Raw genomic sequence first — 14,749 nt, 5'->3', positions numbered from 1 at the left:
AGCGTGGTTAGCAAGGCCTTAACGGGGCAATTGGCCTAAAGACTCCACAGGAGATTGCGCCGCCAGGGCCGCCTTGACCGGCGCCCAGCTCATCCGGTGGATCGGCGAGGGACCCAGCTTGCGCAGGCCCTCGACATGGCTCCTGGCGTGATAGCCCTTGTGACCGGCGAAGCCGTAGCCGGGATAGAGGCGGTCCATCTCCACCATGATCCGGTCGCGGGCTTCCTTGGCCAGGATCGACGCCGCGGCGATCGAGCATGACAGGCTGTCGCCCTTGATCACGGTCTGGATCGGACAGGGCAGATCGAACCGGTAATTGCCGTCGACCAGGGCGAAGGCCGGCGTCACCGCCAGGGCCTCGATCGCCCGGCGCATGGCCAGGCCCGCCGCGTGCAGGATGTTGAGTTCTTCGATTTCCTCGATACTGGCCAGACCCACGCCCCAGGCGATGGCCGTTTCCTTGATCTCGATCTCCAGACCTGCCCGGGCCTTGGCCGACAGCGTCTTGGAGTCGTTGAGGCCCTTGGGAATGCGGTCGGGATTCAGGATCACCGCCCCGGCGCTGACCGGTCCGGCCCACGGCCCGCGCCCGGCCTCGTCCACCCCGCAGACCGGCCCGGGGCCGCAGGCAAGTTCCAGCATCATGTCGGGGCCAGTGCGCATTCCGCCGTGTTTAGGGGGATTTGCGCCACCCATGAAGGGTAAACCGGGGTCGAGGCGGACGAGGCTGGGAATGGGAGCTGACATCCCCGGCGACCCGTTTCGAATGAGTACAGAATGAAGTTTATCCACAGCACTCAGCGCTCCATGCTGTGAACACTTTATCCATAAACATGAACTTTGTGTAATGTTGACCCGAATATAATCTACATGTCCGCCTTGTAACTTGAGATAAATGCGCCGGATCGGCAGATCTCTCGTCAGTAAGTTCGAGGGGGACTCATGAACCGGACCATTCTGCTGGCCACGACGGCGCTCTTCCTGACCGCAGGCGCGGCCTTTGCCGCCGATGCGCCCGCGCCAGCCGATGCTTCGGCCACCCGCCCCACCCCGTCCAGCGCCGCCGACCCCTCGGGTCTTCTGGTCTTCGCGCCGGACTTCTTCGCGGCCCAGCGTCCGAACACGGCCCTGGACATGGTCAATCGCGTACCGGGTTTCTCGGTCGATGACGGTTCGGGCGCGCGCGGCTTTGAAGGCGCGGTCGGCAATATTCTCATCAACGGCAATCGCCCGGCCTCCAAGAACGATACCGGCTCCAATGTGCTGTCGCGCACACCGGCCGGTCAGGTCGAGCGCATCGAGCTGATCCGCGGGGGCGCGCCGGGCATCGACATGCAAGGCTATGCCGTCGTCGCCAACGCCGTGCTGAAATCCTCCAGCAGCCGCCAGTCGATCGTGACGCTCAATTCCGTGCTGTTCGACGGGGGGCATGACACCTATGGCGGCTCCTACCAGTTCACCGCCCGCGAAGGCGACCGCAGCTGGGGCTTCACCCTGTCGGACGGCATGAGCACCAGCGACTCCAACGGTTCGGGTCGCAGCCTGCGCCGCGACGGGTCCGGCGCCGTGCTCCGCGACGAGGCTTACCAGACCGACGGCTGGGGCGGCGGCAATGGCCTTCGCGGCAACTATGCCGGGCCGCTGGCGGGCGGCAAGATCGACGCCACCGCCCGGATCGGAATCAACGATTGGCATGAGTGGACCCGCCAGCAATCCCCCGTCGCCTTGCGCCAGAGCGCCTTTGACGAGGACAGCAAGAGCGGCGAGCTGGGCCTGACCTGGACGCGGCCCGTCCGGCCCGGCTGGACGCTCGAAACGCGGTTGATCCACGAATTCGAGAGCTTCGATAACGTCTCCACCGGCAATGAAGTCCTCAGCGCCGTCGCCAGACCCGAGCAGAGATTCACCGCCGACGGCAAGTCGTCTGAGTCCATCCTGCGCGCCCTGGTGCGCAACGAACGCTCGCCGACCCTGACGATCGAGGCCGGAGGCGAGGTCGCCTACAACATGCTGGACGTTCAGCAGGCCTTCACCGTGGGCGGCGCGCCGGTGGTGCTGCCGTCGGCCTCGGTCAAGGTCGAGGAGACCCGCGGCGAGGCCTTCACCAAGGCGACCTGGCGGATGACCCCCCGGCTGACCCTGGAGGGCGGGCTGCGACTGGAGAGCTCGACGATCAAGCAGTCGGGCGACGCCGCCCAGGAAAAAAGCTTCTTCTTCGCCAAGCCGCGGTTCCTGGTCAGCTGGACGCCGATGGCCCAGACCCAGGTGCGGTTCCGGTTCGAGCGTGAACTGGGCCAGCTGGATTTCAACGACTTCGCCGCCTCGGCCGAGCTGGATGACAGCACGGTCTATGGCGGCAATGTCGATCTGTCGCCCGAACAGCGCTGGATCTCGGAACTGACCTTCGAGCGCCGGTTCTGGGGCGAAGGCATTGTCTCGATCGGCTATCGGCACGACGAGATCATCGACGTCATCGACCGCCTGCCCCTGCCGCAAGGCCTGTCGGCGACGGGCAATATCGGCAACGGAACCCTCGACCGGCTGTCGGCCAATATCGTCATCCCGCTGGACAGGGCGCACATCCCGGGCGGTCGCTTCACCTTCAAGAACGACTGGAACAGGACCGAGGTCACCGATCCGACCACCGGCCGCAAGCGGGCGATTTCCGATATCCGTCCCACCCAGGCCAATATCGGCTTCGAGCAGGATTTGACGCGGTGGAAGACCCAGTGGGGGATCAACTGGCTGCCGCTGCTGGGCAAGCCCACCTATGATCCCGACCAGACCAGCAGCTGGCGCGGCGCGGACTATTATGAGGCCTTTGTCGAATACAAGCCCACCGCCACCCTGGCGCTGCGAGCCCAGTTGAACCTCTGGGACGACTTCACCACGCACCGCGTCGTCTATGCCGATCGCGAGACCCGCGCCGTGGCCTTTGTCGAGGACCGCAGCATCGACCCCAACACCTTCGTGTCGCTGAAGCTCCGCAAGACCTTCTGAACCGGCGCTGGACGCGGGGACGCAGAGGTCTAGTCTGACGCCCGGATCCGGCGGATTGGGGCGAGGATGAACATGGGCGCCTGGGGAACAGGACTGGTCGTGGCGGCTGCGGGGGCGGGCCTGCTGGCCGCGCCGCCGAGCGCCGCACGCTCCGCCGACCCCGCCCTCGCCCCCGCCTTCGATCTCGGAGGATCCTGGCGGCAGGTCTGGTCGGACGAGTTCGAGGGAACCACGCTGGACCGGACCAAATGGTCCTATGCCGTTGATTGCGGCGGCGGCGGCAATCACGAGCGGCAATGCTACAGCGACCAGCCTGACGCCGTGTCGGTGCAGGGCGGCGTGCTGCGGCTGACGACGACCCGGCGCGAGGCGACGGGTCTGGCCAATCCCTGGGGCGGGCCGGACGGGCCGATGAAGACCGGCGACTACGCCTCGGGCAAGATCCTCACCAAGGGCAAGGCCAGTTGGCGCTATGGCCGCGTCGAGGTCCGGGCCCGGGTTCCCGGCGGCCAGGGCGTCTGGCCGGCGATCTGGATGATGCCGGAGACCGACGCCTATGGCGGCTGGCCGCGTTCGGGCGAGATCGACATCCTGGAGACCGTCAATCTGGGCGCCCCCTGCGAAAGCTGCGAGGGCGGGCGCGAGAACCGGATCTTCGGCACGATCCATTTCGGCAAGGGGTTCGGTCCCGATCACCGGCAACGGGGCGGCCAGACGGTTCCGGCGCCCACGGCCGACGGCTTTCACGTCTATGCGGTGGAATGGTCGCCGGGGCGGATCGTCTGGTCCGTCGATGGCGTGGCCTATTTCCAGGCCGGGGCCGAGGACTGGGCGCCCGCCGGCCAGGCGGCCAGGCCGGCCCCGTTCGACAAACCCTTCCACCTGATCCTCAACCTCGCCTTCGGCGGCGACTGGCCCGAGGGCGCCAACGCCAGGGGCGTGAACGACGCCGCCCTGCCGGCGACGATGGAGGTCGACTGGGTGCGGGTCAGCCAGCGGGCGGGGACGCGGTAGGCGGATTGCGGGGAGGCGCGTCACTTGCCCCCTCCGCGCTGTCGCGCTCCTCCCCCGGAGGGCAGGGCTATCGCATATGGCCAAAAACGGTTGTCATCCCGGACGAGCGCGCAGCGCGAAGATCCGGGACCGACGCCTGAACGCAGCGCTTCCGGCGGTCCCGGATCGGCGCCCGGCTTCGCCAGGCTTGTCCGGGATGACAACTTTTCTGGCCGAAAACTCATATGCGATAGCCCTGCCCCGGAGGGGAAGATGAGATCATCCGCCCCCTCCGGGGGCGGACGGTCACGAAGCGACCCGGTCGGGGCAAGTGTCAGCAACCTCACGCGATCTCTCGCTGAAGGGATGGAAAGGGCTGCGGAGCGTCCGGACGACGTCCGGATGAGTTAGACAAAATACCGTTTCGACGAAGCCAGACGCTCCGCGCGATCGTTTTCCCTCAGGCCGGGCAGCTTGGGCCTTCTCAGCCCTCCACCCCGCACGGTCATCCCTGTCCCTGGGCCTTGGCCGGCGCATCCTTATGGACCGCCGCCGGTCTCCAGTCGTCCGGCGCCGCATTAACCTTCGGGCGGTCGGGCCTTCCAGCGTGAAGGTCCCCGGCGGGCAAGTTTAAGGTCCTCGCCCACTGTTTCATGTGACCCGGCGACGAAGGCCTCCTTCTGAGACCTCCACCCTTTGCAGGGCATCGGAGCAACCCGCCCCGCGCCGCCTTCGACTCCCGCTCGATCGCCCCCCGCCGCCGCAATGGTCGCTGGCCTTGCGCCCTTCCCGTGCGACGAGGTGGGTTTAGGATAAGCCAGGTCTGAACGCGTCTGATTGGCGCGGTCGATTATTTTGTAGAGCGTTGAAAAGGCTGGGTTTTGATTCGGAAAGGACGGGGATAGAGCGTGGCCTATCCCCATACTCCCCCCTCTTCCGAAGGAGAGGCGCCGAGTGTCCCAAAGGTGGTGCGCAGCCATCAGCATCGCCTCCGAATTGGGCCGGGGAATTGACGGATGATGTTATGCAATATATTGCGCAATATATTGCATATGGGGTTGAGAAATGGTCTCCCGGATTTTTCTGTCACTGTTGGCGATCGCGACAATCACTCCGGCGTCGATCGCCGCCCAGACCCTGGATCGCGAGGCGCAGCGCGAAGTCGTTTCGCACCTGAAGGTGGCGCTACAGCAGAACTACGTCTTTCCGGATCGCATCCCCGCCATATCGGCCGAGTTGGACAGACGGGTTCAATCCGGGCCCATCAGCGGCGAACAATTCGCCGTCGGCCTCGCGCAGGGCTTGGTCAAGGCGAGCGATGATCTGCACTTCTCCGTCGCCTTCGATCCGGACGAAGTCGCCGCTGAAAGACGGGCGAAAGCGAGCGACGAGACGACCACCCAGGCGCAGCGCGACAGCGAGCGGGCGAACAATTTCGGCTTTCGCGACGCCCGACGACTCGAGGGGGGCCTGGCCTATGTCCGGTTCGACTTCTTCGCCGACCCTCAATACGCCCAGGAGACAGCGGCGGGGGCCATGCGATTTGCCGAAGGGGCCAAGGGGCTCATCCTTGACCTGCGCTACAACAACGGCGGCGTCCTCGAACTGGCGCAGTTCTTGATGAGTTACCTCTACCCGGCGGGCAAGGAGCAGAAATTCTTCGACTACAATTACACTGAGCGCGGGGTCCGCGTGGAGCGGAGCCAATGGAGTCTGGCCGCCGTGCCTGGCCAGCGTTCGGGGACCATGCCCGTCGTCGTGCTGACGGGTTCGACGTCCTTCTCCGCCGCCGAATGGATGGCGTTTTCGCTGCAACGGCTTGGCCGTGCGACCGTGATCGGGGAACGGACCGCTGGCGGCGCGCATCCGGTCACGCGCCTGCCGATCGATGACCGGTTCATGTTGCAGGTGCCGATCGGTCAGATCCGCGATCCGGTCAACGGGCAGGATTTCGAGGGCGTTGGCGTGACTCCCGACCTTGCCGTACCGGCCTCGGGCGCCCTGCTGGCCGCGCAGAAATTCCTGCTGCAGAGCCGGGCGGCGGCGGGCGACGCCGACGCCAAATGGGCCCTGGTTCCCGTCGAATTCGCGATCTCGGGCCAGACCCCGAGCGCCGAGGCTCTGGAGGACGCGGTCGGGACATACGAAGGTCGAACACTCCGTCGCACCGCGACCGGTCTGGCCTATCACTGGCGCGATCACTTCGTTCTGGCTCTGGATCCGATCGGGAAGGATCTGTTTGCGGTCCAGGGAACGGACGACTACCGGTTCCGCCTGGTGCGCGACCATGGCGTGGTGAACGGCCTGGAGCGCGTGTGGAAGTCTGGCGAGACCGCCGCCTATCGTCGTCTGAATTGAGGGGCTTCTGGCGAATGACCGAGTTGAGCCGCACCTTCCTGGGCCGCCTGAGCGAGCAGCTGAGCGACCTGATCGAGCAACAATCAGCGGAGGTGTTCAAGCGCGCCGGCCTTGTTATTCCGGTCAAGTCTTCGTCCCTTATGGGCGCCATTGCGACGCTGGGCCCAGTCTCGGTTTCGGATCTCGTGCGCGCCCTGAACCGTTCGCACCAACTCATCCAACAGAAGATTCCGAAGCTGGTGACTTTGGGATTGGTCACCCGTCGCCCCGCCCCTGACGACCAGCGCATTGTCCTGATCGAGATCACGGACAGAGGGCGCGAACAACTGGCGTTGCTCGACGGATTGGCCCAGGCGTTCGACCGCGCATACGCCGAGATGGAGGAGGACGCCGGTCCCGTGTTCGACAGCATAAATCGCGCGATCAACGCCCTCACGACCCGTCCGCTGATCGACCGGATAGAGGTCTGAACGTCAGCAACGGCGCGTGAGCGCGCTTTGGCTCAGGCGTCCAGTCGCGACGACGAGCCATTGTAGGTCTCGGTCATCGCACGCCCTGGATCCTCGACGCCGCCGCCTCCGCCCGCTATCCAGACGCCATGACCGCGCACACCCTGGGCCTGATGGCCGCCCTCGCCTGGCCGATTCCGATGCTGATCGCCCTGTTCATGGTGGTGCGCACGCCCGCCCTGAAGTTTCGCCTGATCTGGCTGGCCTTCTGCTTCGTCGGCGTCGGCGCCTTCTGGATGGAGGACGCCACCGGCAAATGGGGCTTCATCCTGCCCGCCATCAATATCCTGGGCCCGGGCTCGACGCCCGGCTTCTTCAAGGCCTGTATCCCGGTCGGCGCCTTTGTGGTGATCGCCATGCTGCTGAAGATCAGGGCGATCCGCGCCGCAGCGCGAGCGGCGGCGGCTGAAGCGCCGAATGCCTAAAACAGGATGCGCGGGTTCATGATCCGCCGGGGATCCAGGGCCGAACGGATGGCCCGCAGGGCCGCCACCTCGACCGGATCCTTATAGCCCAGGGCCTCGGCGGTCTTCATCGCCCCCAGGCCGTGCTCGGCGCTGATCGACCCGTGCAGGTCGGCGGTGATGTCGTGGACGATCCGGGCCCCGCCCTCGCGCAGGGCGTCATGGGCGTCGTCGTCGCCGCCGGGCGCTTTCAGCACATCATAATGGACATTGCCGTCGCCGACATGGCCGAAGGCGACGATGCGGGTTCCGGGATAGGCCTGGGCGATGGCGGCGTTGGCGCGTTCGATGAAGACCGGAATCTTGGACACCGGCACGCTGACATCGTGCTTCCAGGCCGCGCCCTCGGGCTTCTGGCCGGCCGAGTGCCCCTCGCGAATGTGCCAGAAAGCCTTCATCTGGGTCTGCGTCTGGGCCACGGCGGCGTCGCTGATCAAGCCGCGCTCCAGGGCGCTGGTCAGCAGCCGCTCCAGGGCCGCCTCGGCCGCGCCGGGCTCGCCACTGGCGATTTCGATCAGCACATACCAGGGATGGGTCGACGGCAGCGGATCGCGCAGGCCCGGCACGTTGCGGACGGTCAGCTCGAAACCCAGCCGGCCCATCAGCTCGAACGCCTCGACCGCGCCGCCGGTCTCGTCCTTGGCCCGGGCCAGAAGCTGGATGGCGTCTTCCGGCGAGCCCAGGCCGACAATGGCCACGGCCCGCGAGGCCAGCAGCGGATGCAGTTTCAGGCTGGCGGCGGTGACCACGCCCAGCGTGCCCTCGGCCCCGATCAGCAGCTGCTTGAGGTCATAGCCGGTATTGTCCTTACGCAGACGTTTCAGGCCATTCCAGATCTCGCCATTGGGCAGGACCGCCTCGATCCCCAGCACCTGCTCGCGCATCATGCCGTAGCGCAGCACGGCGGTGCCGCCGGCATTGGTCGAGATCAGGCCGCCGATGGTGCACGAGCCTTCCGAGGCCACGCCCACCGTGAACCGCCGGCCGACGCTGGCCGCCCGGGCGTGGGCCTCGGACAGGGTGACGCCGGCTTCCAGCACCATCACATCGTCCAGGCCGTCGACATCGCGCACGCCGCGCAGCTTTTCGGTGGACAGCAGGATCTCGCCCTGCGGGATCTGGCCGGCGACCAGCCCGGTATTGCCGCCCTGCGGGGTGATCGCCACGCCGTCTGCGGCGCAGATGGCGACCACGGCGGCCACCTCGGCCGTCGTTCGCGGCAGGACCAGCAGCGGCGTCTCGCCCCGCCAGCGCCCGCGCCATTCCACCAGCTTGGGCTCGAGGCGATCGGGATCCTGGCTCCAGCCGCCCTCGCCGAGCACGGCTTTGAGGCGGGACAGGGTGTCCCCAAGGGCAGAAGAGGCGGGAGCGGGCTTGGTCATGAGGACGGAGGATACGCTTTTGAGCCGAGGCGGGAATAGGATATACATCATTATATACCGCTGGAGGCCGTGATGGGCATCTTCATCAAGAACCCCGAAACCGAAAAGATCGTCCGCGAAGTCGCCGCGCTTCGCGGGATGACGATCACCGGCGCGATCGACGCCCTGGCGCGAGAAGCCCTGGCGCAGGACCGGCTGCGCATCGCGCCCAGAAAACGAACGCTTGAGGAGATGCGCGCCGCCACAGCGGACTTCAGACGCGCAACCGGTCTGGACAAGGAACCCAAACCGTTGCGTCCCATCCCCAAGGCCGACTGGGATGCCCTGTGGCCGACCGGCATCCCCGAGATCGATGACGCATGACACTGGCCGTTGACGCTTCGGCGCTCGTGGCGATCGCCCGCAACGAGCCGGGCTTCGAGCCGCTTGAGGAAGCTCTGTCAAAAGCCGAGGCCGCCTTCGCGACCTCGGTGAACATCATGGAAGCTGGCCTCGTCCTGGTCCTGCGGGAAGCCCGCTTCACCTCTGAGAGCTTTCACGCCTGGCTCGAAGCCCAGAACGTCGTCGAGACACGGATCGTCGAAGCCGGCGCCGCCCTCGACGCCTATATGCGCTGGGGCAAGGGCGTTCATCGCGCCGGTCTCAACATGGGCGACTGCTTCGCCTACGCCCTGGCCAAGGCCCTGGACGCGCCGCTGCTGTACAAGGGCGACGACTTTCCGCTGACGGATGTTCGCTCAGCCCTCGACTAGGCCCGGATCGGGAACGCCCCGGATCTTGGCCCAGTATTCCTCGCGCACATCGTCATCGATCACCGGCGGATCGCCCGCGCCCTTGTAGAGTCGGTCGCCGCCGTCCTTGCGGGCCTTGGCGATCCAGAAGGGCTGACCCGTCTGAAGGTCGCGGAAATTGGCCTTCAGGCCCGAATTGCGCAGGGCCTCGAACGACCGGCCGGCATAGTAGAGGGTCTCGCCGGTCTTGGACGAGCCCACCCGGCCGATCCGCGCGGGACCGTTCAGCCCCTTGGACTTGTCCTCGAGGTACATGATCCGGAACTTCATCGACTTTATCCTATGAAACCGGCGGCGCGACGCAGCCGGTCATTGATGGCTTCGCCCAGGCCTTCGCCCGGGATGATCGCCACGGCGATGGCCGTGGGCTGGGTGCGGTCGGCCGCGCGCAGGAACGAAAACAGGTTGGCGGCGGCTTCTGACAGATCGCCCGTCGGGCTGAGATTGAACACCCCCTCCCCGTCCGGCCAGGAGCCGAAGGCCAGGAAGGCTTCGCCCGGCCGGGGCGCGGCGGCGTTGATCCGCACCGGGGCGTCGGGGGCGTAGTGCAGGGCCAGGCGGCCGGGCGAGCGTTTGGCGTCGTCCTGCGCCTCCGCCAACGGACCGACTACGGCCTCGATCTGGGCGCGGGTCACGGCGCCGGGCCGCAGCAGGCGCGGCGGACCGTCCAGAACGGCGACGACGGTGGACTCCAGGCCCACCGCGCAGGGTCCGCCATCCAGCGCCACGGCGGCCTTGTCGCCGGTCTCGGAGACGGCGTCGGCATAGGTGGTGGGGCTGGGCCGGCCAGAGCGGTTGGCCGAAGGCGCGACCACCGGCCCGCCGAACGCCGCCAGCACGGCGCGCGACAGCGGGTGACCGGGCACGCGAATGGCGACGGTGTCGAGCCCGGCCCGGGCCAGGTCGCAGACGGCGGCGGGGTCGCGGATCGGCGCCACGATCGTCAGGGGACCGGGCCAGAAGGCTCGGGCCAGGGCCAGGGCCCGATCGTCGAACACGGCGATACGGGCGGCGGTTTCGAGATCGGCGACATGGGCGATCAGCGGGTTGAAGCGCGGACGGCCCTTGGCCTCGAAGATCGCCGCCACGGCCGCCGGATTGGCCGCATCGGCGCCCAGGCCATAGACCGTCTCGGTGGGCAGCAGCACCAGCCCGCCCGCGGCAAGGGCGCGCGCCGCCCCCGCTATCGCCTCTGAAGAGCCTATTTCCGCTTGCCCATCTATTTCCGCCTGGCCGTCAGGGCGAAGCTGACCTTCACCTTCGCCGCGATCTGATCCGTGTCCGCCCATTCACCCTGTCCAACCCCGAACGCCGTCCGGTCCAGGGTGGTTACACCGCGCGCCATGGCCGTGTCGCCGTCGATCTTCAGGCTGAACGGCAGGCTGAGCGGCTTCTTGACGCCGCGCAGGTCCAGGGTTCCGTCGGCAATGAACTTGCCCTCGCCGGTCTTGCGGAACTTTGTCGCCGTGAAGGTCGCCTTAGGATGGGCGGCGGTGGCGAAGAAGTCGTCGCCGGGCAGGCTGCTATCGCGCTGATCATCGCCGGTCCTGGCCGAGGTCATGTCGATCGACACGGTCAGTTTCGAGCGATCCAGGGCGTCGGGCGAGAACAGGATGTCGGCGCTCCAGCGGGTGAAGCCGCCCTCCAGGGCGTCGCCCGACCATGTGGCGGTGAAGCCCAGCTTGGAGCCCTTTGTCACCGCCCAGGCGACGGGGTCCTTCAGCGCGGGCTCCGCAACGGGCGGCGCGACTTCAGCGGCAACCGTCGCCGGAGCAGGCATGGCCTCGGCCGGCGCTGCGGCGGGCTCCGGCGCCGCGGTCGGCTCCAGATCGGCCGGCGCCTCGGCGACGCTGGGCGCGACCTTGGGCTTGGCGGCGGGGGTGTAGAGATAGCCAGCGGCGATCACGGCGACCAGTCCGGCGGCGACCAGCCAGGCGCGCGGCTCCTTCAGGCCCGGCTTGGCGCCGGGCGCCATGTTGGCGAACACCGCGTCCTTATCCAGAACCTGATGCTTGGCCACCGCGCCCAGATGCAGCAGCAGCAGCAGATAGGTGAACTTGACCAGCACGCCGTGGCCGATCTCGCCGATCTCATGCCAGACGTGCTTGGGGCCGGCGGCCAGTTCGGGAATGAAGGGCAGGTGCGGCCAGGGAATCGTCCCGTACAGCAGGGTCGGGATGTTGGTGCGGCTGGCCGAGACCAGGATCCAGCCCGTCAGCGGCAGGCCGATCATGATGACGTAGAAGCCGATATGCACGACGTGCGAGGCGATCCTCTCCCATTTGGGCTGGTCGGTCAGGACGTGCGGCGGCGGGTTGAGCAGTCGCCAGGCCAGGCGCGCCAGGCTTAGCAGCAGGATGGTGATGCCGATCGACTTGTGCAGCTGGAAGAGGGCGAAGGTGGTCGCGCCCTTGGGGCCGTCTCCCGCCCGCCAGCCCAGGATGATCTGGAAGATGATGGCCGCGGCGATCAGCCAGTGAATGATGATCGCCACATTGGTGTAGCGCGTTCGCGTCGCGGCCATGGATATCTCCGGGTGCCGATGTCGTCAGGCCAAGCCCAAAAGGCCGCGCCGAAAAGACCAAGCTCGCGCGTCCGCTTCAAGCAGTTTCCCGATGGAAGCGGACGCGCGAGCGCTGAGTCGACTACTTCTTGTCGAACTCGACTTCGATGTTCAGGGCCACGTCGTCGCCGACCAGCGGCACATACTTGCTGACGCCGTATTCCGAACGCTTGATGGTGGTCGAGGCTGAGAAGCCGGTCTTGACGCTGCCCGGGGCGAAGCTGCCGCCGACGCCGTTGAAGGTGACGTCCAGAACCACCGGCTTGGTGACGCCGTGGAAGGTCAGGTCGCCCGTGACCGTACCCTTGTGACCGTCGCCGACATCAACCTTGGTCGAGACGAAAGTGATGGTCGGGAACTTGTTGGCTTCCAGCCAGCCGTCGCCTGCCAGTTCCTTGTTGAACTTCAGGCCGAAGGCGTCGCCGCCCGTGGCGGTGTCGATCGAGGCGGGGTCGACCGTCACGCTGATCTTCGAGGCTTCCGGCGCCTTGGGATCATAGGTGAAGCTGGCGTCCAGCTTGGTGAAGCGCAGGGTGTAGTTCGAGAAACCCATGTGGGTCAGCTTGGCGGTCAGCGACGCATGGGTCTTGTCGAGGGCATAGGCGCCGGCCGGCAGGTCGGCGGGCTTGGTCGAGGTGACGCCGGGCGCGGCCAGGGCGGCGGGCGCCGACAGGAGCGCGGCGGCGAGCGCGGCATAGGCGAAAGGACGGGTCATCGTGGAGATCTCCAAGGGTCTATCGGGGGATAACTGTGATTGGATCGGTTACGATTACCGCACTTAGGCACTCCACCATACGGATAAAGAGGCCTGACATCACGAAGCCGTGAGGTCTTGTCGTATCATGCGCCCGACTTGGCGGGATCGTGCGCCGCGCCTAAACAGAACGCCGATTATATGGAGCTCCGCCGCCTATGACCTTCCGCGCGCCCGTTCGCGATATCGCCTTCTCCCTGCGCCACGCGGCCGGCTTTGACCGGCTGGCCGCCGCCTACCCGGACGCCGACGCCGATACGGTGCAGGCGGTGCTGGAAGCGGCGGGCCTCCTGGCCGGCGAAGTGCTGGCGCCGGTGAACCGTCAGGGCGACCTGGTCGGCGCCAGGCTGGAGAACGGCGTGGTCCGCGCCGCCCCAGGCTTCGGCGACGCCTACAGGCAGTTCGCCGAGGGCGGCTGGAATGGTCTGTCCGCCGATCCCGACCATGGCGGTCAGGGCCTGCCCAAGAGCCTGGAGGTCGGGGTCTTCGAGATGTTCCAGGCCGCCAACATGGCCTTCGGCCTGTGCCCGATGCTGACCCTGGGCGCGATCGAGGCCCTGGCCCATCACGGCTCAGACCACCAGAAGGCCGTCTATCTGCCCAGGCTGGTCTCCGGCGAATGGACCGGCACCATGAACCTGACCGAGCCCCAGTCGGGATCGGATCTGGGCACGATCACCACCCTGGCCACGCCCGACGGCGAAGGCGGCTGGAAGATCACCGGCCAGAAGATCTACATCACCTGGGGCGACCACGACGTCGCCGACAATATCGTCCATCTGGTGCTGGCCCGCACCCCCGACGCCCCGCCCGGCGTGAAGGGCATCTCGCTGTTCGTGGCCCCCAAGATCCTGGTCGATGCGGCCGGAACCCTGGGCGCGGCCAACGCCCTGCGCGTCGGCGGGCTGGAGCACAAGCTGGGCATCCACGGCTCGCCCACCTGCGTGATGCTGTTCGAAGGCGCCCAGGCGCAGATGGTCGGCCAACAGGGCCAGGGCCTGGCCCACATGTTCACGATGATGAACGCCGCCCGCCTGCAGGTGGGCACGCAAGGCGTGGCGATCGCCGAGCGCGCCTATCAGCAGGCCCTGGCCTTCTCGCTGGAGCGCCGTCAGGGCCGCTCGGCCTGGACCGGTGAAGCCTCGGCCCGCCTGTTCGACCATCCCGACGTGCGTCGCACCCTGATGCTGATGAAGGCCCGCATCGAGGCGGCGCGGGGGATCTGCCTGTCGACGGCCGTCGCCGCTGACCTGGCCCAGAGGGGCGACACCGAGGCCGAGCGCTCGGCCGCCAAGCTGCGCGAGGAACTGCTGACCCCGATCGCCAAGGCCTGGTCCACCGATATCGGCGTCGAGGTGGCCTCGCAGGGCGTGCAGATCCACGGCGGCATGGGTTTCATCGAGGAGACCGGCGCGGCCCAGCACTATCGCGACGCCCGCATCGCCCCGATCTATGAAGGCACGAACGGCATCCAGGCCATCGACCTGGTCGGCCGCAAGCTGGGTCTGGGCGAAGGCCAGGCGATCGGCGACCTGATGGACGATATCCGCGACACCCTGGACGCCCTGATGGCCGGCGATCCGGCCCTGAGCCTGGTCGCCAGTCGCCTGGAGGCGGCGCTGGACGCGATCAGCGGCGTCACGGCCTGGATGATCGAGCGCAAGGCGCGCGCCCTGCCCGACGCCCTGTCGGGCGCGACGGCCTATCTGAAGATGCTGGGCGACGTGGTCGGCGGCTGGATGCTGGCCAAGGGCGCCCTGGCGGCGGCCGGCGAGGCCGATGCGGACTGGGCCGAGAGCAAGCGGGCCCTGGCGCGGGTCTATGCCGAGGCGGTCCTGGCCCAGGTGCCGGGCCAGGCGGCCGGCGTCACGCTGGGCGCGGCCGACTTCCTGGCGATGACGCCGGAGGTGCTGGGGGCTTGAACCTACAAAGGGC

14 protein-coding genes and 1 pseudogene are annotated in these 14,749 nt (G+C 67.3%); 9 read left to right on the top strand and 6 right to left on the bottom strand.

The window, feature by feature from the left end; genetic code table 11:
- Positions 1–18: 18 nt before the first annotated feature.
- Entirely contained in the window at positions 19–663 is a 645-nt protein-coding gene (gene rnhB / locus ACW18B_RS05090) for a ribonuclease HII (RefSeq protein WP_492050090.1), read from the bottom strand.
- Between the two features lie 279 nt (positions 664–942).
- On the opposite strand from rnhB, the gene ACW18B_RS05085 reads away from it, so the two are divergent.
- The 6 genes and pseudogenes from ACW18B_RS05085 (at position 943) to ACW18B_RS05060 (ending at position 7,285) form a co-directional block, all read left to right on the top strand.
- On the top strand, positions 943–3,000 hold the full coding sequence (locus tag ACW18B_RS05085; RefSeq protein ID WP_492050088.1) for a TonB-dependent receptor plug domain-containing protein: 2,058 nt from the start codon (positions 943–945) through the stop codon (positions 2,998–3,000).
- Positions 3,001–3,072: 72 nt separating this feature from the next.
- A complete protein-coding gene (locus tag ACW18B_RS05080; protein ID WP_492050087.1) occupies positions 3,073–4,014 on the top strand; it encodes a glycoside hydrolase family 16 protein in 942 nt (313 codons plus the stop codon).
- A gap of 699 nt (positions 4,015–4,713) precedes the next feature.
- Positions 4,714–4,820 (top strand): annotated as a pseudogene (locus tag ACW18B_RS05075) (hypothetical protein); the annotation flags it as partial.
- 265 nt (positions 4,821–5,085) lie between these two features.
- A complete protein-coding gene (locus ACW18B_RS05070) occupies positions 5,086–6,351 on the top strand; it encodes a S41 family peptidase (RefSeq protein WP_492050086.1) in 1,266 nt (421 codons plus the stop codon).
- Positions 6,352–6,365: 14 nt separating this feature from the next.
- On the top strand, positions 6,366–6,821 hold the full coding sequence (locus ACW18B_RS05065; protein ID WP_492050085.1) for a MarR family winged helix-turn-helix transcriptional regulator: 456 nt from the start codon (positions 6,366–6,368) through the stop codon (positions 6,819–6,821).
- 128 nt (positions 6,822–6,949) lie between these two features.
- Entirely contained in the window at positions 6,950–7,285 is a 336-nt protein-coding gene (locus tag ACW18B_RS05060) for a hypothetical protein (RefSeq protein WP_492050083.1), read from the top strand.
- Here ACW18B_RS05060 and ACW18B_RS05055 read toward each other — a convergent pair.
- Positions 7,282–8,706, bottom strand: a complete 1,425-nt coding sequence (locus ACW18B_RS05055) for an FAD-binding oxidoreductase (protein ID WP_492050081.1) — start codon at positions 8,704–8,706, stop codon at positions 7,282–7,284. The two genes, ACW18B_RS05060 and ACW18B_RS05055, sit on opposite strands and share 4 nt — an antisense overlap.
- 72 nt (positions 8,707–8,778) lie before the next feature.
- Between ACW18B_RS05055 and ACW18B_RS05050 the strand changes: the two genes are divergently transcribed.
- Both ACW18B_RS05050 and ACW18B_RS05045 read left to right on the top strand, forming a co-directional pair.
- A complete protein-coding gene (locus ACW18B_RS05050) occupies positions 8,779–9,069 on the top strand; it encodes a type II toxin-antitoxin system VapB family antitoxin (RefSeq protein WP_492050079.1) in 291 nt (96 codons plus the stop codon).
- A complete protein-coding gene (locus ACW18B_RS05045) occupies positions 9,066–9,458 on the top strand; it encodes a type II toxin-antitoxin system VapC family toxin (protein WP_492050077.1) in 393 nt (130 codons plus the stop codon). Before ACW18B_RS05050 ends, ACW18B_RS05045 begins: the two co-directional genes overlap by 4 nt.
- Here ACW18B_RS05045 and ACW18B_RS05040 read toward each other — a convergent pair.
- From ACW18B_RS05040 to ACW18B_RS05025, 4 genes are all read right to left on the bottom strand, one after another.
- Positions 9,444–9,767: a 1-deoxy-D-xylulose-5-phosphate synthase gene (locus ACW18B_RS05040; protein WP_492050075.1), complete on the bottom strand. Its 324-nt coding sequence runs from the start codon at positions 9,765–9,767 to the stop codon at positions 9,444–9,446. The two genes, ACW18B_RS05045 and ACW18B_RS05040, sit on opposite strands and share 15 nt — an antisense overlap.
- A gap of 5 nt (positions 9,768–9,772) precedes the next feature.
- Positions 9,773–10,786 carry an L-threonylcarbamoyladenylate synthase gene (locus tag ACW18B_RS05035; protein ID WP_492050073.1) on the bottom strand — a complete coding sequence of 338 codons (1,014 nt, stop codon included), beginning with the start codon at positions 10,784–10,786 and terminating at the stop codon, positions 9,773–9,775.
- Complete coding sequence (locus ACW18B_RS05030; RefSeq protein ID WP_492050071.1) at positions 10,717–12,021, bottom strand: YceI family protein; 1,305 nt, start codon at positions 12,019–12,021, stop codon at positions 10,717–10,719. The genes ACW18B_RS05035 and ACW18B_RS05030 overlap by 70 nt, the downstream gene beginning before the upstream one ends.
- Before the next feature lie 121 nt (positions 12,022–12,142).
- A complete protein-coding gene (locus tag ACW18B_RS05025) occupies positions 12,143–12,775 on the bottom strand; it encodes a YceI family protein (protein WP_492050070.1) in 633 nt (210 codons plus the stop codon).
- Between the two features lie 197 nt (positions 12,776–12,972).
- On the opposite strand from ACW18B_RS05025, the gene ACW18B_RS05020 reads away from it, so the two are divergent.
- Entirely contained in the window at positions 12,973–14,736 is a 1,764-nt protein-coding gene (locus ACW18B_RS05020) for an acyl-CoA dehydrogenase family protein (protein ID WP_492050068.1), read from the top strand.
- The last annotated feature ends 13 nt before the right edge of the window (positions 14,737–14,749 follow it).

The sequence above is a fragment of the Caulobacter sp. FV2ps19 genome (assembly GCF_058681035.1).
Note: the sequence above shows the minus strand (reverse complement) of the source record. Positions and strands in the feature narration are given on the sequence as shown.